Raw genomic sequence first — 21522 nt, forward strand, 5'->3', positions numbered from 1 at the left:
CTAAATAGAGTATTATTGCTCTAGAGGCGTGTTAAAGTTTTCTGGTTGATCGTAGTCACCTGAAATCGATACTAATTTTTCGTTTTCGAATTTAATAACTAATGATTTATGCTGCTCGTTGCTACGACCTTTATTAAAGCTGTAAACATAACGCCATGTGTTGTTATCAAAGGCATCTTCGGCAACAGGTCTACCTAATACATAAATAACTTGCTCTCGAGTCATACTAACGCGAAGTTTTTCAACATCTGATTGCTCTAAAAAGTTACCTTGAGGAATGTTGATTCTGTATACCCAGCTAGAACAACCTGCTGCGGTGCTTAATGTTAGCGCAACGATAAGCCAAAGAGAAAAAGTTTTTAACGACTGCATTGTTAGTTGTGATCCTTATTTTTTATAATCTGCATGATACCGATTAGTCACTGAAGGTAAAACCCTTTTAGCAATTGTTTTTTGTTAAGGGCGTTAAGGTAATGTTTTGACCATTAATAATGAAAAAAGTTTACATCACATTGAAGAGAATAACTTAAAAAGTACGTCTACTTGGTACTTATATATTGTACAAACACGATTTGGCCATTGGTATACAGGTATTACAACAAACGTAGAAAAGCGATTTTCCACACATCAAGCAGGTAAAGGCGCTAAAAACCTTAAAGGAAAAGGGCCATTATTACTTATTCACCAGCAAGAGGTGGGGAATAAAAGTGAAGCGAGTAAGCTAGAGTACCGATTAAAAAAATTATCAAAAGCGAAAAAAGAAGCGTACGTTGCTTCATTTAAAAATATTTAAATTTAATGGATTAGCTAACTGATTTGTTAAATTATAAATCAATAACCAGTTAAACCTCTGAGCAAAGTTACTTTTAAATATTATGTAATTTTGCCCAGAGAAGTATGCGGTTTTATAGCGGTTTAACGACCTTTTTCAAAAGTTGCAACCAAAGTGTCAAGAGTTTGAGCGCTGTTAGCTAAATCACTGATGGCTTGTTCAGTATTTATTTGCTCACTCATTGCTTTATCACTAATTTCACTTATTTGCTCAATGCTACGCCCTACATCAGCAACTACATTACTTTGTTGCTCTGTTGCTGTTGCAATTAGGGTTGCCATATCATTTATTTGATTTGCGGTCTCTGTAATTGCATCAAGTAATTCAACAGAGCTTTGCATTGCACCTACACTTTCCTGTGCTTTATTTTTAGATTGGCTAATATCATTAACTACATCGTCAGAAATTTTTGTGAGTTCTTCAATCATCGATTGAATTTCGGTTGTTGATTGTGAAGTGCGATTTGCCAATGCACGTACTTCATCAGCTACAACAGCAAAGCCACGACCATGCTCGCCTGCGCGAGCAGATTCAATTGCCGCATTTAAAGCGAGTAAATTGGTCTGCTCCGAAATACCTCTTATGGAATCTACAATACTTGCTATATCCACAGTCTTTTTAGATAGGAGAGTTACTTGCTCTGTTATGCCATCTATATCACTGGCAAGAGCCGAAATAGTAGCCTGACTTTGCAGAACTTGTTTGTGGCTCTGAATCGTGTTTTCACGGCTACTATCTGTTAATTTTGCTGTGTTTGCGGCGCTTTGTGCAATTTCTTGAACAGTTGCACCCATTTCATTTATAGCAGCAGCAACCGAAATAGTTTGCTCTTTTTGACTGTCAATTGCTTGTGAGTTTCGTTTAGATTGCTCAAATACATGATCAGAACTTTTTCTAATATCGTGGCTTTCGCTGGCAACTTGAGTAATTGCGGTTTCTATTTTATTAATAAACTGGTTAAAACCATTACTTAGGTTATTAAGCTCTGGTTGGCTTGATTCTGGTAGGCGGTACGCTAAATTAGCGTCACCAGAGCCCAAGCGTGAAAACAGTTCTGCCATTTTAGTTAATGGAGAAGAAAGAGAGCGTGCTAGTAAGTAACTAATTAAACTGGCAACTAAAGCAATAATTAACGTAAAGGTTAGTATCTGCCATTGTAGGGTGTTTACGCTCGCAAATACCTCGTTTTTTGGCACCTGAGCAACAACGTACAAGTCGGTATTTTTAATAGGTGTTGCAGCAACAAGCGTAGGCTGACCATTAAAATTTATTTCTTCTAGCGCAAAACCATTACTGTTTAATAGCTTACTGTGGATATTATGAGCATATAAATCATCAATATTTGTTTTAGCTACTTTGCTTGCGTCTTTATGGAGTTGAATTAACCCACTCTTATCTGCGATAAATACAAAGCCTGTTTGCTCAATTTTAAATTGTTGTAATAAACTTTGCATATCAGTAATGCTTTTAGCAAGACCCGCTAATCCAGTGCCGTTAGGTTGCTGGTGATTAATAAACATTTTTACATCGTTAGCCGACTCTTGGTAAATACTAATAGAGTAAGGTTGTTTTGATTGTTTAAAAGCAAAAAACCAACCATCCGCTGCATCGTTTTTTAATACGCGTAAAAAGCCATCTTGATTCCAATATTGAGCTGTATTTCTGTTTGCCCAAGATGCTGTCGCTAAATCGTATTGATCAACCAGATTATTTAATTCTTTGAGTAACAAAGTATCGTTTTTATTATCAGACTGTGCCCACTGTAAAATAAACTCGTTTGATGATAGTTGCTCTGCAGCTCCAATGAGTACATTTATATCGCCACCAATATGATTACTTATTGTTTGCAACTTACTGGGTAGCTCAGATTCAATCATACGTTGTTCAATAATATCTTCTGAACTGTATAAAGAGGTCAAGCCAATAAGTGCAGCAACACAAATAGCGATGCCACTGCCTAAAGCCGTGATTTTTTGAGTAATAGAAAGCTTTTGTAACGTCATGATAATAATTTATTTTACAACTAAGTAGAGAAACATATTAGCACATTATTTATTTGGGAACTAAATATTGGTCGAGCAGAATAGGTAAAGATATACCTTGATTGGTTAAAGTTTTATTAACAGACATAAAAAAGCTCACATGCAAAAAGCATATGAGCTTGGTTTCTAACAAGCGAAACTTTTATTGTTTAGGGTTAAACAATTTTTTTCATTGCTGACATGTAACCACGTAACTTAGCACCTACTTTTTCAACAGGGTGTTCACGCAGAGCAGCATTGATTTGAATTAATGTTTGGTTATCAACTTGGTTGCTGTGCTCGCCAAGACCTTTACCAATAATGTCTGTATCAACGTTTTTCATAAAGTCAGCAAGTAATGGTAAACATGCATGGTTATATAAATAACAGCCGTATTCAGCAGTATCAGAAATAGTACGGTTCATTTCAAAAAGCTTTTTACGCGCAATAGTATTGGCGATTAATGGCGTTTCGTGTAATGACTCGTAGTAAGCTGACTCTTCGATAATGCCTGCTGCTGTCATGGTTTCAAATGCAAGTTCAACACCTGCTTTAACCATTGCTACCATTAAAATACCGTTATCAAAAAATTCTTGTTCTGAGATTTCTACATCGCCAGCAGGGGTCTTTTCAAAGTTAGTTTCTGCTGTTTCTGCGCGCCATTTAAGTAAGTTTACGTCATCGTTATTCCAGTCTTCCATCATAGTGCGTGAGAAAGTGCCGTCGATGATGTCATCTTGATGCTTATTATAAAGCGGACGCATAATTAGTTTTAGCTCTTCACTTAGTTCAAACGCTTTTACTTTTGCAGGGTTTGAAAGGCGGTCAAGCATGTTAGTAACGCCGCCGTACTTAAGTGCTTCGGTAATTACTTCCCAACCGTATTGAATTAGTTTTGATGCGTAACCAGCATCAATGCCTTTTTCTATCATTTTATCAAAACATAAAATAGAGCCAGTTTGTAACATGCCACATAAAATGGTTTGTTCGCCCATCAGGTCAGACTTAACCTCAGCAATAAATGATGATTTAAGTACACCTGCGCGATGTCCGCCCGTACCCGCTGCATACGCTTTAGCTTGTGCTAAACCAAGACCTTGAGGGTCATTTTCTGGGTGAACCGCGATCAGAGTTGGCACACCAAAACCGCGTTTGTATTCTTCACGTACTTCAGAACCAGGACACTTAGGTGCAACCATGATGACAGTAATGTCTTCACGTACTTGCATGCCTTCTTCAACGATATTAAAACCATGAGAGTAGGCAAGGGTAGAGTCTTTTTTCATAAGCGGCATAATCGCACTTACTACAGCGGTATGTTGTTTATCTGGCGTTAAATTAAGTACTACGTCAGCGGTAGGAATTAATTCTTCATAAGTACCAACAGTAAAGCCGTTTTCAGACGCATTTAAAAATGATTGGCGACGCTCAGAAATAGCTGATGCGCGTAATGTGTAAGAAACATCTAAGCCAGAGTCACGTAAGTTTAAGCCTTGGTTTAAACCTTGTGCGCCACAGCCTACAATAACTAGTTTTTTACCTTTAAGTGCGTCAACGCCATCAGCAAATTCGCCTGCGTCCATAAATTCACATTGCGCTAATTGCGCTAATTGCTCGCGTAAAGGTAAGGTATTGAAATAATTCGCCATTGTTAGTGTCCTATAAAGTCATGTTTGTTAGATGCGCAATGTTTATTGCGCTTACAAACACCATATGTAAAATCGTTGCTTGCGTAAAATGATATATTTGAATTAAAGTGTTTCATAATATGAAATACTGGGTTTGGCATGGATCATAAACATTTAAACTACTTTTTAGCACTGGCTAAAACACTTCACTTTGGGCGTGCAAGCGAGCTTTGTCATATAAGCGCGCCTACTTTGAGCCGTAATATAAAGTACTTAGAGGTGGAGGTAGGTGTTGCGTTGTTTATCCGCGATAACCGCAGTGTTAAATTAACGCGTGAGGGTGAGTCGTTTATTGATTACGCCACAGCAACGCTCGCTAATTGGCAGCGCTTTAAAGCGAATGTAAAAGATCCACAGCAACATATTTACGGCAAAGTAAGTATTTATTGCTCGGTTACTGCGTCTTATAGTTTTTTACATCAAATATTAGAGCAACTTCGCGCACAGCATCAGTACATAGAAATAACATTAAATACAGGCGACCCTGCACTTGCTATAAATCGTGTATTAGATGGGCACGAGCTAATGGCTATTGCTGCTAAGCCAAGTAAATTACCTTCACAAATTGCCTTTGTAGATATAGGGCACTCTCCGCTTTTATTAATTGGACCAAAAATTCAATGTCCGATCACAGAAAAATTAACACACAATAGTGATGGCATTAATTGGTCTGATTTAGAATTTATAGTGCCAGAACAAGGTTTTTCTCGCCAAAGGTTAGAGCATTGGTGGCGCAAAAATAATATTCACGGAAAAATCTATGCACAAGTTGCTGGGCACGAAGCAATGGTATCTATGGTGAGCTTAGGATTAGGTGTCGCAATGGTCCCTAAAATAGTGCTAGATAACAGCCCACTGCAAGATAAAGTACAAATACTAACACCAAAAATGCAAGCGCCTGATGGGTTTGATATTGGTTTGGCAGTATTGAGGAAAGAATTAAATGACCCTGCAATCAGTGCCTTGTGGAATATTGCGCAAACTTTAGATGCCAAGGCAATTTAAAGTTTTATAAATTAAACTAATTCGAAAAATAGTATGAATAGTTGTTGCGTATATTTTTACGATTACTTAACATCGGGAGTCAAATAATAAAAATAATAATGTTTAAGATTTAATTATGAATCATGTTGTATCACTAGCACACTCTGCTCAGTGTTTAAAAAAAGCAGTTCCTATGATGGTAAAATACCGAATGCCGGTTACTCCTATCAACTACGCTATTTGGTATTGTTATATTCAAGGTAATAAGCCGTCTTTAAATGCCGAACTAGATCAAATAATTTCTCAGCAGCAAACGTGCACTCAAAATAAAGCACAAGAAATATTTGATAAGCATTTAAACAAAGAAGATTTGACCCTTTTTCAAGAAGCATCTAAAAAATTCCACGCGACGATTGAGGAAGTACAAAAAGACATAAGCATCACACTCAATCACTCTAAAAGCTTTACTACTACATTAATTGACTCGCAAAATGAGTTAAATACGCTTACTGAAGTTAATTCATTCAATGAAGTGCTTGGGTGTGTTGAGCGTTTAACTGATGAATCTATTGCGATGCAAGATTATGTGCGTGAATTTCAAACTAAGCTTGCATTAGCTTATAACGAAATTAAAGATCTTAAAGAGGCGCTTAACCTATCCAAAGAAGCCGCTGAAACAGACCCGCTAACAGGGTTTTATAATAGAGGTAAGTTTGACGCCGACGTAGCCAATTTTTGTAACGAATATTCCCTGCGTACTCAAGAAACTTCGCTTGCTGTGTTAATTATGTTTGATATTGATCATTTTAAGCGCTTTAACGATGACTTTGGTCATCAAAAAGGAGATGAAGTATTAAAGTTAGTAGCAGAAAAAGTTATACAGCATACTAAAAACACCATAAATATGGCGAAGGCTTATCGTTATGGTGGGGAAGAGTTTTGTATAACGGCTTACTTTGACACTATTAACGATATTATGGCGTTTGCCAATCGTATTCGTTTAGATATAGCCAAACTGGCGGTGCGTAAAAAACATGATACAAATGCTAAGCGGGCTATTTCTGCTAGTTTTGGGTTATCTATTTTACGTCCATTTACTAACAGTGCGGTGTTAATTGAACGAGCAGATAGAGCACTTTATATTGCAAAAACACATGGTCGAAATCGTATAGAAATAGCACCTGATATTTAATGATGATTAGATAAAATAATAAAGTTAATAATTATGTATATAAATTGTGAATGATTGTAACTAGGTAGAGCTAGTTTAAAATGACTTTGCTACTATAAATGACTGAATATTTGACACCTTGACTGACACTGATGCGGTTTAATTTTTTAATAATAACAACTTTACTCTATCTCGCTTTAGTCGCTTGCTTTACTGCTAATGGGCAGCAAAACGACAATGTAACAGATGAGTTTGAAGAGCAGCAAATAGCTACAGAACAATGGTATTTAAGTTTGAGTGCTGGAGTTGGCGTTATTACGAATCCGTTGCACGGTGGTGATAACATCCCTTTGGTGTTAATTCCGCAAGTTGCTTTTTACGCACAACAATGGTTTTTTGATAATGGTCGAGTTGGTTATTCATTTATACAAACCCCCAAGCACCAACTTAATCTTGTTAGTGAGCTAAATACAGAATCTCGTTTTTTTATAGATTGGCATCCTAAAAATATTTTTGCTCTACAGGGAAATGCACTTAGCAGCCAACTTGTTCAAGACGGTGACTCTTCTCCCGCTAAAATCCTCAATATAAATGACATTAAAAAACGCCATACGGCACTCGATACCGGTATTGCTTATCACTATGTGAGTGGACCTAATGTATTTTCTATTCAAGCATTACACGATGTTACTAATGTTTATAATGGATTACGTGCCGGATTACAGTGGCAGTATCATGCTCAAATAGATAAGCTTAAATTAAAATCTACCATGGGTATTAATTATAAATCGGCGGAACTAAATAACTATTATTATGGACTAAATGCCGATGAAACTCAGTTTGGTAAAATAGACGTTGGTAGTAGCTGGCAGCCTTATGCTAAAATCGACGCCCGTTGGCCACTGAGTAAGGTCAACTCTCTTCGTTTTCATGTAGCATATTACGACTATTCAGCTATGGATGGCAGTCCGCTCTTTGAACGTACTTATTCAATGACTGCCTTTATAGGATTAGATCATACTTTTTAATATGAAGTATTTAATGTTTATTGTGCTTACTGGGTTGCTATTTAGTGGCTCTAGTATGGCAAAAACCACAGCTTTTAACGTCTCTCCTAAAGTATGTGTGGTTTCTGAAGAACGCGATTTTTGCGAGCTTGATTTGCAATTTAATTGGCAGCTAGATAAGGCTATAGACGTATGCTTATATCAACAAGATGAGAAGATACATTGTTGGCAACAGCAACATTCAGGGCAATTTAATTATAAAGCGCGTGTTCAGGTAGAGACCATATACTCCTTAATCAATCCTCATACGGGTGTTTCATTATCAAAAACACAGGTTGAAGTACAAAGCGCCCATGCTAAAAAAAATAGGCGTAGGCTTCGCTCTCCGTGGAGCTTTTTTTAAATTAGGAGCAACCAATGCCAAAAATTTTACTTGTTGAAGATGATCTCGGTTTACAACAACTAACAAAAGATTATCTTGAACAGAATGGCTTAGAAGTCGCTGTGTTAGACCGCGGTGACGAAGTGTTTAATTACCTTGAAAATAATGCAGCCGATTTAATTATTTTAGACGTAATGCTACCAGGTAAAGATGGGTTTAGCGTATGTCGTCAGGTTCGTGATAAATATACTTTGCCAATTTTAATGTTAACAGCGAAAGGGGAAGACTTTGACCAAGTACTTGGTTTAGAGTTAGGCGCTGATGACTATGTTATAAAGCCAGCAGAACCTCGTGTATTACTAGCCAGAATTAATGCTTTACTGCGTCGCGGTCAAGCAATTACTAAAACGAGTGAAGAGTTACAATTTGGCGACTTAATGATTGATAAAACAAGTCGTATAGTAAAATTAAATGAGACTGAAATAGTACTGACATCTCATGAGTTTGAGTTACTTTGGTTATTGGCTTCAAACGCGGGTGAAGTGCTGAGCAGAGAACATGTACACCAACACATGATAGGGCGTCAGTATGACGGTCTTGACCGTACAGTTGATGTGCGAGTGTCTCGAATTCGTAAGAAGTTAGGTGATAACAGCGATAAACCATATCGTATTAAAACTGTGTGGGGACAAGGTTATTTATTTGTTTCTGATGCGTGGGATTTATAGTTAGTGTTTTGGATTAGTCGGCTTTAATGGGAAAACTGTTTGCAAGTTTGTATGTTTACTTCATTGTTTCTTTATTTGTAGTAAGTGGTGTAATTGAACAGTTGTGGCCATATGAAGAGTCACAGCAACAGGTACTATTAGATGACGAATTTGGGCAGTCGCTCTGGTTGCTCTCTCAAACTTCCTCTGGATTACAAAAGCTAAAAAGTAATTTTGAAAGTCACATCATCGAGCGACATGACTTGATGTTGCCACCACAGCAGCAAGCGCAACTAATCGATAATCACTACCTTTATTTATACGATAAACAACAACGTATTGTTTGGTATGTAGAGCTGAACCAGAAGGACTTATTACAAGTAGGTCCTTTTGGTGTGCCTGCTCCTGTATCGTCTTCTGTTTGGCCCTATTTATTATTACTCATTATTGTTGGTATACCGGTTGGGCTTTGGAGTTTTTTACTTTGGCGTGATTTTGCTAAGTTACGCAAAGCATGTGAAGCCGTTGAGGGTCTGCAAGATTTTCAATTAAACGATACTTCTAAATCTTTCTTTTTGCCTGTTACAGATACATTAAAGGTAATGCAGCAACGCATTACTTTTTTGCTAACGGCACAGCAAGAACTCACATCTTCAGTTTCTCATGAGTTTAGAACGCCACTGGCGCGATTAAAATTTGCAATTGTTATGCTACAAGATCAGCTTTTAGATGACAAAAGCGAGAAGTATTTGGCTAATATGCAAACCGATATTAGTGAACTGGAATCGTTAGTTTCAGAAATGCTTGAGTACGCAAGATTAGATTCTCAACAACCAAGTTTACAATCTACTAGTTGTGACTTGGTGGGGTTAGTAAGAACGAGTATTGAAAAGTTAACTTTTGATACACGAATAAATCTTGGTAATAACTTACCAGATAAGCTTACTCATAAATGCGATAGCCACTTTATGGCGCGTGTATTTCAAAACTTAATTGGTAATGCTCTCAAATATGCAACGACTCAAGTAAAAGTAACATTACTCGCTGAGAAACAATGGATTTTATTTATTGTTGAAGACGATGGTGCGGGTATCGCTCAAATAGATAGAGAAAGTATATTTAAGCCTTTCACAAGGCTTGATAAGAGCAGAGATAAAAAAACAGGTGGATTTGGACTAGGTCTTGCCATCGTGTGTAAAATCGTATCGTGGCATCAAGGCGAGTGCAAAGTTGAAGATTCTGAGCTTGGTGGTGCTAAATTTATTATCAGTTTACCTATAAAAAAATAACCCTAAATATATAGACATAAAAAAAGCGCTGTAAGGCGCTTTTACGGTTAAACCAAAATCAACAAGTAGCAAAGTAATAGACCGTGCACCTTCAAAAAAGTTTCCACTCTTTTTATTTTCTTTCTAATAATGGCATTAGCATTTGTTCAAGCCCATTGAGTTTTACCTCATACATCATTGCTAATTGACTACCGAGTTTTGTATCAGGAAAGCCTTGTTGTTTAAACCAGACTAAATAAGGCTCTGGCAACATTAATAGAGGGCGTCCGGCATATTTACCAAAAGGCATTTTTGTATTTATAGCTATTTTAAGTTGTTTTGGATCCATTGGCTTATGTAAGTCTGCTTTTAATAGGTAAGTGTAAGGTATTTTGGAGGGATAAAATAGGCTGTGACGGGCAAGAAACAGCCTATTGTGTGAGGGAGTAGGCCCTCTTATTCATGAATTTATGTTGATAAATATAAACTTAGCTGAACATTAATTAGCTGGAGTCTAATTAAGTTATTTTTAGCATATGGGTTCTTATTTAACCAACGAAGGTAGTCTACCTGTTTTTTTAGCTAGGGTTAATTAGCTTTGTGAAGAAATGTAAATATAATTGGTTTTTTTTGTTTTTATAATAAAAAAGCCTTAGCTTTTTGCTAAGGCTTTAAAATCATATTATGGAAAAAGCTTTTGTTTTACGTGCTCTGCAAAGCCGCTACCTGCTTCTAGGTAAAAGTTATAGGTAGAATGCACACCCATCTCTTCTAGTTCTTTTTGTTGATCTGGGTAGTTTGCAATAGCGGTAACCTGTCCGCTATAACCAGAGGCTTGTAGTTGCTCTAAGGCAAATATATTTTGCATATGCTTTGGCATTGCAAGCATAACCATTTCTACGTGAGAGTGGTTTACACGTTGCCAAAAGTCAGGATCGGTGGCATCTGCAATTAATACTTTTCTACCTCTGCTTATGTGCTTATCGACAACTTCTGGTTCTATATCGATACCCGCGACCAAGTTAGGGTGGGTGGTATTAATTGTTTCGTAAGCACCTGTACCGATTCGTCCCATTCCAAAAATAACTATTTTTGTATCATTTAGATTCACTGGTAACTCTTCGGCTAAGCGAGTTTTACTCTCAAACTTAAGTAACCAGCGCTCTACCTTTACATACAACTCGTTAGAACGTTTATTCAACGGTGAAGCAATAACAAAGGTGATTGAAACAGCTATAGCCATAACTGCAAGCCATTCTGAGGTGATCATGTCTGTGCTTGCAGCAACGGCACAAACAATTAAACCAAATTCACTATAGTTAGCTAGGCTAAACGCGGTAAGGAGTGATGTACGAGCTCGTAACTTAAATAGATTCGTAAATACATAGTAAAGTAATGTTTTAATCGGCATTAATAAAACGAGTAGTAAAGCTATAAATAGTGAATTAGCGGTTAGCTCTGCATTTAAACCAATACTTAAGAAAAATCCGACCAGTAATATATCTTTTAGGTTAAGTAATGACTTAGAAAGCTCGCCTGCTTTTTTGTGAGGTGCAAACATCATCCCAATAATAAGCGCACCCAAGTCGCCTTTTAGACCTGCAAATTCAAAGGCGTTGTAGCCTAAAACAAGGGCAAAGAAAAAACCAAATAACGGCAGTAGTTCACCATGTTTTGAGCGGTTTAATACCCAATACATAAGAGGGCGCAGTAAAATAAGCCCAATAACAAGACCCAAAGCCCAAATATTTGGAACCTTACCGGTGCTAATTGCTAAAAACATAACAGCAAAAATATCTTGCATTACCAAAATACCAATAGCGATTTTACCATGAAGGCTTGCCATTTCGCCGCGTTCTTCAAGTACTTTTACAGCAAATACGGTGCTCGAAAAGCTAAGCGCAAAACCAATAAGCAGCGAACTTTGCCAGCTTAAATCAACAAAAAGTGGTAGGGCAAATACACCAAGAAGTAGCATAAAGCCGCTAAATAAAGCACTACTCAAAATAATATGAAGCGTGGCTGGAGCCCAAACTTGCGGTTTTATCAAGCTGTTTACTTTGAGTTTTAAACCAATACTAAATAATAAAAGAGTGACGCCTAGGGCCGCTATTGTATTGAGTAACTCTGTGCTTTTATAGCCTGCTAAGTTAAGTGCGAATCCTGCTAGCAAAAAGCCAATAAGAGGAGGTAGTTTTAATTGATAAACGCCAAAACCACAAACAAACGCGGTAGCAAAATAGATTAGTTCCATAATTCTTAATATCACTTCATTTGGTGCTGCAGTGTAGCGAAAAATTGATATCAATGAAAATAAATATAAACGTATTAGTGAGCCTATTTAATCAATTAGTTGCTTTGTTACGTATGAAAAATAAACATTTAACAGGTATTTAATCGTAAATAACATGTAAATAACATTTTTTCACTGACAACCGCTTTTAAATATGGTTAAGATGCTATAACGAAGAAGTTTAAGTAAGAGCACATGATAGAGCCGCTCTGCTTAAGGAGAAATATATGTTTAAAAAGATTTTAGCATCGGTTGGTATTGGTGCCGCTAAAGTAGATACTATTTTAGAAACTGAGCACTTACAACCTGGCCAGCTTTTCAATGCACAAATAGTTATTACCGCAGGTGATGTTAGCCAAGAAATAGCGGGTTTAGATTTGCTATTAATGACCCGCGTAAAAGTAGCTGGTGATGATGGCGATTACTTTACTAATCATGTGATTGATCAGTGGCGCATTACTGATATTGGTACTATTGAACCTGGTGATGTTAAAAGCATTCCTTTTGAAGCTCGACTTCACTCTGAAACACCAATAACAGAAATTAACGCTGGATATAATCAATCTTATGTCTGGTTAGAAACAGGTCTTGATATTGATTTAGCGCTGGATCCTACCGATAAAGATCATTTACATATTTATCCTAATGAAGCCGTTAAAACTTGTATGCAAGCAATGGAAAAATTGGGTTTTAGTTTAACTAAAGCAGATGTTGAGGAAGGTCATTTACGCGCATCTACGTTCCAATCTGTCTCTGGGTGTTATCAAGAGCTTGAATATAAACCTAACAGCAGAAGCTTATTTGGTATTCAAGAAATTGAGTTGTCGTTTGTACCTGAAGCACACAAAACCCATGTTTTAATTGAACTAGACCGTGCATTTAAAGGCGATGGTTATATTGATTTAACAATAGAGCATGATCATGTGAATCTTTCACAGTTGTGTGACCAATTAGAGCGTTTATTTACTTAACTCTATCTATTAGTTAGTTATTAAAACAACCCAGCTTAGGCTGGGTTTTTTATCTATGGAATTTAATATGCAGTTTAAATGTGAGAAATTTGACGATCTCGATGCGTATACTCTTTTTACTATTATGCGTGGTCGTGTTGATGTGTTTGTTGTAGAGCAGGCGTGTCCGTATCCTGAACTTGATGATCATGATATTGCGCCAGCTACTCAACATATATATGCAATTGATGATAACCAATTGCTAAGCTATGCACGTTGCTATAAAAAAAACGCGCAGTTTAGTGCGATAGGGCGAGTGTTAGTAGGCGAAAAAGTTAGAGGTAAAGGTTATGCAACTAAGCTTGTTACGGCTGCTATAAGCTGTTGTAAAGCACAGTGGTCTGAGTGTGATATTTATATTGGTGCACAAATTTATTTGCTTGATTTTTACCGTTCATTTGGTTTTGAAAGTGTAGGAAAAGAGTATCTTGAGGATGGTATTCCTCATCAAGATATGATTTTGAAAGTGGTGAAGTAACCAGAGATTAAATTAAGTGGATTTAATTTAAGTGCCTATTAAACAAGCCCACAAATGTGGGCTTGTTTTGTTTTTATAATGTTTAGCTTAATAGCGAATGTAAAAACACCATGCCAATTGCCAGTGGGCAAATAAACTTAGTGTACCAAGGCCATACTTTCCAAAATAAGGTGTTATGTACTTCAGGATTACCTTGTTGAATCGCTTTAAGTAATGAGCCTCTATACCAGATCCAACCAACGAATATACAACACATTAAGCCAAGCAATGGCTGAGCTACTTTAGTTGTAAGCGTGATAACCAGACCAAATAATGCACCTAAGTTACATACTATTATTACGCTAACGACAGCTATTAAGGCACCAATTAACCAAGTGGCTTGTACGCGTTTCATTGCAAAGCGCTCTACTGTGTAAGATACAGGGGCTTCAAGCATTGAAATAGACGAAGTTAATGCAGCAATACTCATGAGCGCAAAAAAGGCAAAACCTACAAATACTCCCACACTACCCATGCCATCAAATAGCGCCGGTAATACTTGAAATACCAATGTGTCTTCAGAGAGAAGCTTACCTGTTGTTGGTGAGAATATTTCTACGCCTTGTGCTTGGGCCACATACATAGCAGGGATAATAAGTAAACCCGCTACAAAGGCAATAAACACGTCAATAAGTGTGACATAAGCACCTAACGAAACAAGATTTTCTTTTTTGCTAATATATGAGCCGTATATGATCATTACGCTAGTACCAAGTGATAGCGAGAAAAAAGCTTGCCCCAATGCACTTACTAATAATTCAGCATCAAAAATAGATGAAAAATCAGGAACGAGATAAGCTTTTAAACCTTCCATTGCTCCATCTTGTGTCATTACGTAGGCAATTAATAAGAATAAAATACCGAGTAATGCAGGCATTAATCGCTTTGACCATTTTTCTATGCCGTTTTCTACACCACGACTAATAATGGCTACCGTTAATACAATAAAGATAATGGTGAATATAATATTTCGCGAGAGTGACTGCTCACTTAGCCAAGTTGATGCTGACTCTGCACCCACTAGTGTTGTGACTGGTTCAACAGTCGCGCTAAGCATCCAACCGGCAACAATGGCATAAAAACTTAATATAAAGCCAGCACATAAAATACCACCAAAACCCACAATAAACGCAAAGTGCTTTTGCCAAGGTTTGTTAGATATTTTTTGAAGCGAAGAAACTGCATTTGCTTGACCATGACGACCAATCATAAGTTCAGCCATTAAAGCAGGGTAAGCTAAAAAGAAGGCTAACACTAAATAGGCAACTAAAAACGCAGCACCACCATTACTCGCTGTTTGTGTTGGGAATCCCCAAATATTGCCCAAACCAACGGCAGAACCCGCGGCGGCCATAATAAAACCAAAACGAGAACTAAACTCGCCTCTAACTGCGCTCATATTATTGTACTTCTCTATTTTTTTGACGGCGCTGACAATCTACTGGAAATGTAAAAAAATAAAAAGTGCTTATTTGCTGATCTAACACAATTTAATACGGCAGTAGTGTGGTATGGGCGCTGTTTTTAGTAAATGTTATCGTATAGTTAAAGTTAACAGGTTGTTTTTGTTTTTAAAATGTTAATTACAGTGTGTAACTAATGCTTTACGCTTTGTGATGTTGATCAATTGTAAGGGTAAAACAAGCCCCGCCTAATTGGTTACTTTTACTTACTTTTACGCTGCCATGATGCCAGTCGGCAACTTTTTCGACAATTGCTAGACCAAGCCCGTAGCTTTTATCTGCACGGTTACGATGGTTTTCTTCTCTAAAAAATGGACTAAATACATTATTAAAGTTTTCTTTAGCGATACCTGGTCCATCATCTTCAACAGTTATAATAAGTTGCTGTTCGTAAACTTTAGCGCTTAAGTAAATGTGTTGATCAGCAAAATCACATGCATTGGTTAATAAATTAGTAATTGCACGAGCAAGCCAGTGAAGGTCTGCATTAATAAGATCACTTGAGCTATTGAGTTGTACGTTGAGCATTTGTGATTCAAGTTTAGGAGCAAGCTGTACTAAAATATCGTCAAGATAGTGCTTTATATTAGTTGAAGAGTAAGTCAGTTTATTTGCGTTTTGTTCAAGTGTTGCAAAAGCTAAATAACTTTTTAGCATTGATTCCATATGGTCTAAATCGTTTTCCATACGGGCTAAATATTGCTTTATTTTTTGCTCATCGTGGCTGTCAATTGCGGCATCTAATCCAAAGCGGAGACAAGCTATAGGTGTTCGGATATCGTGAGATAAGCTCGAAGCCATTAGCTTGTTTTCGGCGACTAGTTTTTCTATTTGGCTTGCCATTCTATTAAATGTGAGCTCTACGTCTTTAATATAAGTAAAATGCGACACTTTAATACGAGCTTGTACATTGCCCGATGCAAACTTTTTTGCGGCTTCGTTTAGCACTGTTAAACGCTTAGCTAAAGGCGCAATAATAAAGCCCATAAATACACACAAACCTGCATAAAATAGCAGAGTTAAAAATATATCATTGCGCTGCTCTGTGTCTGTGCGTTTATCGAGTCGCATTGAAATATGAAAAGGATTTAACGTTTGATTGCTATATAGCATATAAAAACCTTGTTGATCTTCTAAAATCAATCCGCCAAGTGCATGCATTTGTAATAGTAAAGAAGGGGGAAGGGCGAGTGATTCATTAAGCTTATAATCAATTAGTAAATCAAATTCATTAGCGAGTTGTTTTACATAAGCACTGCGCTCAGAAGTTGGGATATTAGCTAACTGTTTGCTAAAGCCCGTGATCATCTTACTTTGCACGCTAAACTCATCTTGTGGGGTGTGTGCTTGTTGGCTAAATGCGTCAATAAGCCAACCAAGTACCACAATAGATAAAAGCGCGCTGCCTAAGAGCGATATATAAAACTTTTTCATTTAAATAAATACCACCTAGTTACCAAGCAGTAGACACTAATAAATAGCCACGGCCCCATATAGTTTTTATTTTTTCTGGGTTTTGTGGATCATCATTGAATTTTTTACGCAAAGCCGAAATAAGTACATCAACACTTCTATCAAGACCGTCGTATTCTCTGCCTTTAGTTGCTTTAAATACAGCGTCACGAGAAACAACTTGCCCAGCGTTGCTTGCTAAATAGTGAAGTAGTAAGTACTCAGCGCTAGAAATATTTACGTCTTGCTCGTTGAGTTTTACATTTCTAGATTCAGTGTTAATACTTAACGCACCTACATTTATGACACTTTCGTTTGCAAGAGATTTATTTGGTTCGTTATTTTGACGCAGTGCAGCTTTAATTCGGGCTAAAAGTGCGCGCGGACGAACAGGTTTCATTATGTAGTCGCTTGCGCCAACTTCTAAACCTATTACTTCATCCATTTCTTCGTCGCGTGCTGTAAGCATTATAATAGGTGAATTATAAAAACTGCGAAGCTCTCTACATACGCTAATACCGTCTTGTCCAGGAAGCATAATATCAAGCAGTACAATGTTTGGATTAAGAGTTTTTACTTGGCTCACAACTTCGTCGCCTCTGTGGCAAACATGAGTAGTGTAACCTTGCTCTGTTAAATACTCTGCAACCCATTGAGCAAGTGATACATCATCTTCTACAAGTAAAATAGTGCCGTAGTTATCCATAAATTATCCTTAATGCGTTGGTTAAAATAATCGCCAGCGACGTTTTTTTTGTCTGTTTTGATATACCCATTGAAGCTTTACTTCTGCAGTACTAATTATTTTAGATGTATTGCTATCAAAGAGTTCAAACGAGATGCTTTGCTGTGAGTCAAAAGCATAATTAAAAGTTCCTTTTTGCTGCTTAAGCCAACATTGCATAATGTATTTTGATGTAGCATCGCGCAGACAATAATTGCCAATGATTGGCTGGCTCCAAGTGAGTACCACATCAGCATAGCAATCTCGACCTTCGCGAAGCGCTACACAGGTATCGGGAACTGCAACTAAAGTATCTAGCTCATCATCAGTCTCTGCGTATAGCGCAGTAGGGAAAAATAATAGCAAACATATCCACTTAAAATACATAACGTAGGCCTACCTTGGCTTTATGTTGGTACCCTTGTGAAATAATAGGACTATCGTCAATTTCTTTTGAAAACCAGGTAGAAAGTAAGCCGGCTAAAAATACCCAATCTTGGCTTATAGGGTATTCAGCATGAAATTCAAAAATAACGCTAGTACTAGAATTGGTTTGATAAACAGGGCGTATTGGGGTTGCTTCACTTTGCTCTATACCAAAGTAATAATTTGTAAAGTCAGCAGAATAGGCGCTTACGCCAACACCAGATCTAAACTCCCAGTTTCGCCATGGTAAAATATGGCTAAAAAAGCTATTAACAACCCAGCCATTGTGTGTGCCAGAAACGTCATGGAGGTATTCAAATGAGACTTGTGAGTTTTCAAATCGACGAGTTAGCCTAAGACCTACATCAAAATCATAATTGCGAGACTTAATACCGCGTAATTCATCTATTACGCCATTATTATAAAAGCCAAGACCCTTCTCATCAAAGCCTGCTTGGGTGTTAGTGCCTAATACATCTAAACCCCAATCAAATTTATCAATTAAGCTGTAGCCTACAACAAGACCACCACTTAGTTGGTTATGATCAAAGTCGAGATAAAAATTCTCATAAGAAACAGCAACACTTAAATCAAGTTCTAAACCATCGTCGTAAGAGTCAATACCAACTAAATAAGAGTCTTCAATAAAATAGCTGGCACCTGCGCTCCAATCCCATGCAAAGCCTTGGGTAGGCTCTAATGTGTTATCGGCGTAATAGCGATTACTAGCCATACTTGAAGTGCTAAAAATACTTGCAAAAAACAAGCTTGTGCTAAATAAAGTATGGATAAGTAAAGAGTGTTTCATCCCTAAAGTGCCTAATTATTATTTGTTATAAAGCGTAGTATATTGTTAAACCGTTTTTTTTATCTGTAAAAAAGTGTAGTAAACGCAAGGCTTACTGCACTTTAATTTTATCGATTAATATACTACTTAGGTAAAATTGCATCATAGGTGTTAATGCACTTACTTCTGTACGATTACACGGACCACTAAGCTTAGTAAGGCTTGATAGCTTTGAAAGTACTTTATACTCAGGAATTTGAACTTCTTTGCCTAATCTAGCTAAGCGAGCTTGTTCTGTATTTTGTTGGTGAACAAAAGAAGCAACTTCTAATTCGTTTGTCACTTTTTGCTCTTCACTAAAGCTATAAATTAATGGTTCGCGGTGAAAACTTGCACTGTCTATTGAAGATTTTGCAAACCACACAACATCACCAGACTTTTTGTGAGTAAGACGCATGCTTACTTCTGCAAAAATAGCTGCGCATTGTTGAGTTGGGTATTGCTGAGCAATATTAGTGTAAAGTGAAAATGGTTGTTCAGGTTGATTAAGTGAATATTGAATATCATCTTTAAAGGTTAAATCAAGCTGTTGAATTGAAAGTGTATAGTCACTATCGTTTTTGGTAGTTACTTTTAATTGTTTTTCGCTTAATGCTTGGCCTATTTGCGCTAACAAGGTGTCGGTTACACTTGCTTTACCCGTAATGATTTTAACTGTTTGGTTTCTTGATACTTTATGAGCAGGTAACTGAACAGACTTTACTTTTGGCGATGCATGTTCAGTTTTATACTCAAGTTTATATGTTTGACTTTTTAATGTCGGCTTTAACGGCATAGCTAAAGGTTCTGCAGGTTGTTGTTGCGTGACGGCACAACCAGCTGACAGTAAAATAAAAAGTGACACAACTAAAAAACGCATAAGTACTAAACATCCACTAAAAAACAATAATTATGCCATTGTACGTTAGTCCAAACAAAACTTCATGATATTATGCCAATAGATGTAGTTAAAAAGATAAAATTATAAAGAATGAAGTATTCCACCCCTTTATTGTATTGCCTATCTGCTTTTTGTTTATTGCTCAGCCCGGTGGCTTTTGCAAAGAAACTAGATCCAAATTGGAATGATTTTGTAAGTAAATATGGTCGCTATGCTGAAAAAACGCTTAAAAGCAAAGGAATTCCAGGTGCCGCTTTATCAATAGTTAGTATTCAAAATGATGACTATATTAATACTATGGGACATACCAAAGCGCGTAATGGGCAAAAAATAAATGCGCATACTCGTTTTAGGTTAGCGTCTGTTTCCAAAACGTTCGCAGGCTCGCTTTCAGCTAAATTAGCAACGGATGGTTTGCTTAGGTTAGATAGCCCTGTTAGTGAATATATACCCAGTTTTAAAAATACGGTTTATAAAGATAATTTAAAGGTATTTCATATTCTAAGTCACTCAAGTGGTTTAGTCCCCAACGCATACGATAACTTAATTGAATCGCGAATGAGTTACCCCGATATAGTTGAAAAGCTTGTTAGTGTTAAGCCTATTTGCGAGCCAGGGCAATGTTATGGCTATCAAAATGTAATGTTTAGCTTAATCGACGATATTATTTTAAAAAGCACAAATAAAAGTTATTCGCAGTGGCTAAATGAAGCTATTTTTACTCCTTTAAAAATGACTGATGCAAGCTTAGGTTATGAGGCTATGGTAAAAAATAAAAATTTTGCATTACCACATGTGCGTGGTAAAAAGCGTTGGTATAGCGCTGAGCTTAAAAAAAATTACTATAAAGTTGGTGCAGCAGCCGGCGTTAACGCCAGTGCTAGCGATATGGTAATTTGGCTTAAAGCACAATTAGGTCAATACCCTGATGTTTTATCCCTTAATGCTTTAGCAACTCAAACACGTCCTTATACTCACACCAAAAAAGAACGTTATAGGCGTGTATGGAAAAAACACCTCAATGAAGCTTTTTATGGATTGGGTTGGAGAGTGTACAACTATGCAGATGAAACTCTTTATTATCACAGTGGTTGGGTACAGGGGTACCGTAGTGATTTAGTTGTTTTTCCGCACTTAAATGTCGGTTTTAGCTTAATTGTAAACGCAGAAACAGGGGTTATAAATGAACTAACAACTGAATTTATTAACCGTGTATTAGAGTACAAACGAGGTCAAAAAATATGAACGTTAAAAATAAAATAACGACGCTGTTTTTAGTGTTTTTTACATTGTTTAGTTGTAAGTTTGCGTTTGCGTCTCCGGATGAAATTTACTTATTTCGTCACAGCGAAAAGCAATCAGGTAAAAACCCATCATTAACAGAGCAAGGTAAAATTAGAGCAAACAACTTAGTTTTGTTGTTTAAAAAATATAAAAATGTACATGTATTTAGTAGTAACTATAACCGTACATTACAAACAGCTCAGCCACTTGCAAAGCACTTTAATACAAGCGTTAATATATACAACGCAAGCGAGTTAACAGCACTTAAAAGTAAGTTATTTACATTAGATGGTGTGGTGGTTGTAATAGGGCATAGTAATACAACGCCAGTATTTGCGGAGTTACTTTCAAGTGAAAAAGTTTCGTTAATGGCAGAGACAGACTTCACACGTTATTTTTTATTAAAAAGCAATTTAGATAAAAGTAGCAACCAATATAGTGTTAGCGAGTTAACTATGGATTTTTAACGTGCGAGTAAGTTAAATTTATAATAATCAAAAAAACTTTCTATAAACGACAAAAAACCAGCATTAAGCTGGTTTTTTCATTCAACGTGCTAAATCTTT

At 36.9% G+C, this 21522-nt stretch carries 22 protein-coding genes; 11 read left to right on the top strand and 11 right to left on the bottom strand.

Annotation, left to right across the window (positions count from 1 at the left end; genetic code table 11):
• Positions 1-12: 12 nt before the first annotated feature.
• A complete protein-coding gene (gene bamE / locus GQR56_RS01940) occupies positions 13-372 on the bottom strand; it encodes an outer membrane protein assembly factor BamE (RefSeq protein ID WP_024612013.1) in 360 nt (119 codons plus the stop codon).
• 106 nt (positions 373-478) lie between these two features.
• Between bamE and GQR56_RS01945 the strand changes: the two genes are divergently transcribed.
• A complete protein-coding gene (locus tag GQR56_RS01945) occupies positions 479-793 on the top strand; it encodes a GIY-YIG nuclease family protein (RefSeq protein WP_166108972.1) in 315 nt (104 codons plus the stop codon).
• A gap of 122 nt (positions 794-915) precedes the next feature.
• On the opposite strand, the gene GQR56_RS01950 is transcribed toward GQR56_RS01945, so the two are convergent.
• Together GQR56_RS01950 and ilvC are read right to left on the bottom strand one after the other, a co-directional pair.
• The gene (locus GQR56_RS01950; protein WP_166108973.1) at positions 916-2835 is read right to left on the bottom strand and encodes a methyl-accepting chemotaxis protein; all 1920 of its coding nucleotides are present in this window, start codon (positions 2833-2835) and stop codon (positions 916-918) included.
• Between the two features lie 194 nt (positions 2836-3029).
• A complete protein-coding gene (ilvC, locus tag GQR56_RS01955; RefSeq protein WP_166108974.1) occupies positions 3030-4502 on the bottom strand; it encodes a ketol-acid reductoisomerase in 1473 nt (490 codons plus the stop codon).
• Positions 4503-4640: 138 nt separating this feature from the next.
• Here ilvC and ilvY point away from each other — a divergent pair, with 138 nt between their 5' ends.
• From ilvY to GQR56_RS01985, 6 genes are all read left to right on the top strand, one after another.
• Entirely contained in the window at positions 4641-5546 is a 906-nt protein-coding gene (gene ilvY, locus GQR56_RS01960) for an HTH-type transcriptional activator IlvY (protein ID WP_166108975.1), read from the top strand.
• A gap of 115 nt (positions 5547-5661) precedes the next feature.
• Complete coding sequence (locus tag GQR56_RS01965; RefSeq protein WP_206018066.1) at positions 5662-6717, top strand: GGDEF domain-containing protein; 1056 nt, start codon at positions 5662-5664, stop codon at positions 6715-6717.
• 131 nt (positions 6718-6848) lie between these two features.
• Positions 6849-7724, top strand: a complete 876-nt coding sequence (locus GQR56_RS01970; protein WP_166108976.1) for a MipA/OmpV family protein — start codon at positions 6849-6851, stop codon at positions 7722-7724.
• A gap of 1 nt (position 7725) precedes the next feature.
• Positions 7726-8106 (top strand): DUF3019 domain-containing protein, encoded by a 381-nt coding sequence (locus tag GQR56_RS01975; RefSeq protein WP_029880521.1) that lies wholly within the window; start codon positions 7726-7728, stop codon positions 8104-8106.
• Between the two features lie 14 nt (positions 8107-8120).
• Positions 8121-8813, top strand: a complete 693-nt coding sequence (locus tag GQR56_RS01980; RefSeq protein WP_166108977.1) for a response regulator — start codon at positions 8121-8123, stop codon at positions 8811-8813.
• A 26-nt stretch (positions 8814-8839) separates the two neighbouring features.
• Entirely contained in the window at positions 8840-10081 is a 1242-nt protein-coding gene (locus GQR56_RS01985) for an ATP-binding protein (protein ID WP_166108978.1), read from the top strand.
• Between the two features lie 112 nt (positions 10082-10193).
• Here GQR56_RS01985 and GQR56_RS01990 read toward each other — a convergent pair whose 3' ends face one another.
• On the bottom strand, positions 10194-10409 hold the full coding sequence (locus GQR56_RS01990) for a DUF3820 family protein (RefSeq protein ID WP_024612023.1): 216 nt from the start codon (positions 10407-10409) through the stop codon (positions 10194-10196).
• Positions 10410-10742: 333 nt separating this feature from the next.
• Positions 10743-12314, bottom strand: coding sequence for a cation:proton antiporter family protein (locus tag GQR56_RS01995; protein ID WP_166108979.1), 1572 nt, complete (start codon positions 12312-12314; stop codon positions 10743-10745).
• 266 nt (positions 12315-12580) lie between these two features.
• On the opposite strand from GQR56_RS01995, the gene GQR56_RS02000 reads away from it, so the two are divergent.
• Both GQR56_RS02000 and GQR56_RS02005 read left to right on the top strand, forming a co-directional pair.
• Positions 12581-13324 carry a sporulation protein gene (locus GQR56_RS02000; RefSeq protein WP_166108980.1) on the top strand — a complete coding sequence of 248 codons (744 nt, stop codon included), beginning with the start codon at positions 12581-12583 and terminating at the stop codon, positions 13322-13324.
• A gap of 67 nt (positions 13325-13391) precedes the next feature.
• Complete coding sequence (locus GQR56_RS02005) at positions 13392-13841, top strand: GNAT family N-acetyltransferase (RefSeq protein ID WP_166108981.1); 450 nt, start codon at positions 13392-13394, stop codon at positions 13839-13841.
• Positions 13842-13923: 82 nt separating this feature from the next.
• Here the strand turns inward: GQR56_RS02005 and GQR56_RS02010 are convergent, their stop codons facing one another.
• From GQR56_RS02010 to GQR56_RS02035, 6 genes are all read right to left on the bottom strand, one after another.
• Positions 13924-15279 (bottom strand): sodium-dependent transporter, encoded by a 1356-nt coding sequence (locus GQR56_RS02010; RefSeq protein ID WP_166108982.1) that lies wholly within the window; start codon positions 15277-15279, stop codon positions 13924-13926.
• Positions 15280-15484: 205 nt separating this feature from the next.
• Positions 15485-16777, bottom strand: a complete 1293-nt coding sequence (locus GQR56_RS02015) for an ATP-binding protein (RefSeq protein WP_166108983.1) — start codon at positions 16775-16777, stop codon at positions 15485-15487.
• Positions 16778-16796: 19 nt separating this feature from the next.
• Positions 16797-17501 carry a response regulator transcription factor gene (locus tag GQR56_RS02020; protein ID WP_166108984.1) on the bottom strand — a complete coding sequence of 235 codons (705 nt, stop codon included), beginning with the start codon at positions 17499-17501 and terminating at the stop codon, positions 16797-16799.
• A 21-nt stretch (positions 17502-17522) separates the two neighbouring features.
• A complete protein-coding gene (locus tag GQR56_RS02025; RefSeq protein WP_024612030.1) occupies positions 17523-17906 on the bottom strand; it encodes a DUF3019 domain-containing protein in 384 nt (127 codons plus the stop codon).
• Positions 17896-18753, bottom strand: coding sequence for a MipA/OmpV family protein (locus GQR56_RS02030; protein WP_166108985.1), 858 nt, complete (start codon positions 18751-18753; stop codon positions 17896-17898). The genes GQR56_RS02025 and GQR56_RS02030 overlap by 11 nt, the downstream gene beginning before the upstream one ends.
• A gap of 91 nt (positions 18754-18844) precedes the next feature.
• On the bottom strand, positions 18845-19651 hold the full coding sequence (locus tag GQR56_RS02035) for a hypothetical protein (RefSeq protein WP_024612031.1): 807 nt from the start codon (positions 19649-19651) through the stop codon (positions 18845-18847).
• A 111-nt stretch (positions 19652-19762) separates the two neighbouring features.
• Between GQR56_RS02035 and GQR56_RS02040 the strand changes: the two genes are divergently transcribed.
• Together GQR56_RS02040 and GQR56_RS02045 are read left to right on the top strand one after the other, a co-directional pair.
• The gene (locus GQR56_RS02040) at positions 19763-20917 is read left to right on the top strand and encodes a serine hydrolase domain-containing protein (RefSeq protein WP_166108986.1); all 1155 of its coding nucleotides are present in this window, start codon (positions 19763-19765) and stop codon (positions 20915-20917) included.
• A complete protein-coding gene (locus GQR56_RS02045) occupies positions 20914-21423 on the top strand; it encodes a histidine phosphatase family protein (RefSeq protein ID WP_166108987.1) in 510 nt (169 codons plus the stop codon). Before GQR56_RS02040 ends, GQR56_RS02045 begins: the two co-directional genes overlap by 4 nt.
• Positions 21424-21522: the final 99 nt, after the last annotated feature.

It is taken from the genome of Pseudoalteromonas sp. Z9A5 (genome assembly GCF_011378875.1).
In the GTDB taxonomy this organism is placed as follows: Bacteria; Pseudomonadota; Gammaproteobacteria; order Enterobacterales; family Alteromonadaceae; genus Pseudoalteromonas.

Excerpts from the sequence above, each read along its gene's own strand:
- bamE (WP_024612013.1), bottom strand. The coding sequence starts at position 372 with ATGCAGTCGTTAAAAACTTTTTCTCTTTGGCTTATCGTTGCGCTAACA.
- GQR56_RS01950 (WP_166108973.1), bottom strand. The coding sequence starts at position 2,835 with ATGACGTTACAAAAGCTTTCTATTACTCAAAAAATCACGGCTTTAGGC.
- ilvC (WP_166108974.1), bottom strand. The coding sequence starts at position 4,502 with ATGGCGAATTATTTCAATACCTTACCTTTACGCGAGCAATTAGCGCAA.
- ilvY (WP_166108975.1), top strand. The coding sequence starts at position 4,641 with ATGGATCATAAACATTTAAACTACTTTTTAGCACTGGCTAAAACACTT.
- GQR56_RS01965 (WP_206018066.1), top strand. The coding sequence starts at position 5,662 with ATGAATCATGTTGTATCACTAGCACACTCTGCTCAGTGTTTAAAAAAA.
- GQR56_RS01970 (WP_166108976.1), top strand. The coding sequence starts at position 6,849 with ATGCGGTTTAATTTTTTAATAATAACAACTTTACTCTATCTCGCTTTA.
- GQR56_RS01975 (WP_029880521.1), top strand. The coding sequence starts at position 7,726 with ATGAAGTATTTAATGTTTATTGTGCTTACTGGGTTGCTATTTAGTGGC.
- GQR56_RS01980 (WP_166108977.1), top strand. The coding sequence starts at position 8,121 with ATGCCAAAAATTTTACTTGTTGAAGATGATCTCGGTTTACAACAACTA.
- GQR56_RS01985 (WP_166108978.1), top strand. The coding sequence starts at position 8,840 with ATGGGAAAACTGTTTGCAAGTTTGTATGTTTACTTCATTGTTTCTTTA.
- GQR56_RS01990 (WP_024612023.1), bottom strand. The coding sequence starts at position 10,409 with ATGGATCCAAAACAACTTAAAATAGCTATAAATACAAAAATGCCTTTT.
- GQR56_RS01995 (WP_166108979.1), bottom strand. The coding sequence starts at position 12,314 with ATGGAACTAATCTATTTTGCTACCGCGTTTGTTTGTGGTTTTGGCGTT.
- GQR56_RS02000 (WP_166108980.1), top strand. The coding sequence starts at position 12,581 with ATGTTTAAAAAGATTTTAGCATCGGTTGGTATTGGTGCCGCTAAAGTA.
- GQR56_RS02005 (WP_166108981.1), top strand. The coding sequence starts at position 13,392 with ATGCAGTTTAAATGTGAGAAATTTGACGATCTCGATGCGTATACTCTT.
- GQR56_RS02010 (WP_166108982.1), bottom strand. The coding sequence starts at position 15,279 with ATGAGCGCAGTTAGAGGCGAGTTTAGTTCTCGTTTTGGTTTTATTATG.
- GQR56_RS02015 (WP_166108983.1), bottom strand. The coding sequence starts at position 16,777 with ATGAAAAAGTTTTATATATCGCTCTTAGGCAGCGCGCTTTTATCTATT.
- GQR56_RS02020 (WP_166108984.1), bottom strand. The coding sequence starts at position 17,501 with ATGGATAACTACGGCACTATTTTACTTGTAGAAGATGATGTATCACTT.
- GQR56_RS02025 (WP_024612030.1), bottom strand. The coding sequence starts at position 17,906 with ATGTATTTTAAGTGGATATGTTTGCTATTATTTTTCCCTACTGCGCTA.
- GQR56_RS02030 (WP_166108985.1), bottom strand. The coding sequence starts at position 18,753 with ATGAAACACTCTTTACTTATCCATACTTTATTTAGCACAAGCTTGTTT.
- GQR56_RS02035 (WP_024612031.1), bottom strand. The coding sequence starts at position 19,651 with ATGCGTTTTTTAGTTGTGTCACTTTTTATTTTACTGTCAGCTGGTTGT.
- GQR56_RS02040 (WP_166108986.1), top strand. The coding sequence starts at position 19,763 with ATGAAGTATTCCACCCCTTTATTGTATTGCCTATCTGCTTTTTGTTTA.
- GQR56_RS02045 (WP_166108987.1), top strand. The coding sequence starts at position 20,914 with ATGAACGTTAAAAATAAAATAACGACGCTGTTTTTAGTGTTTTTTACA.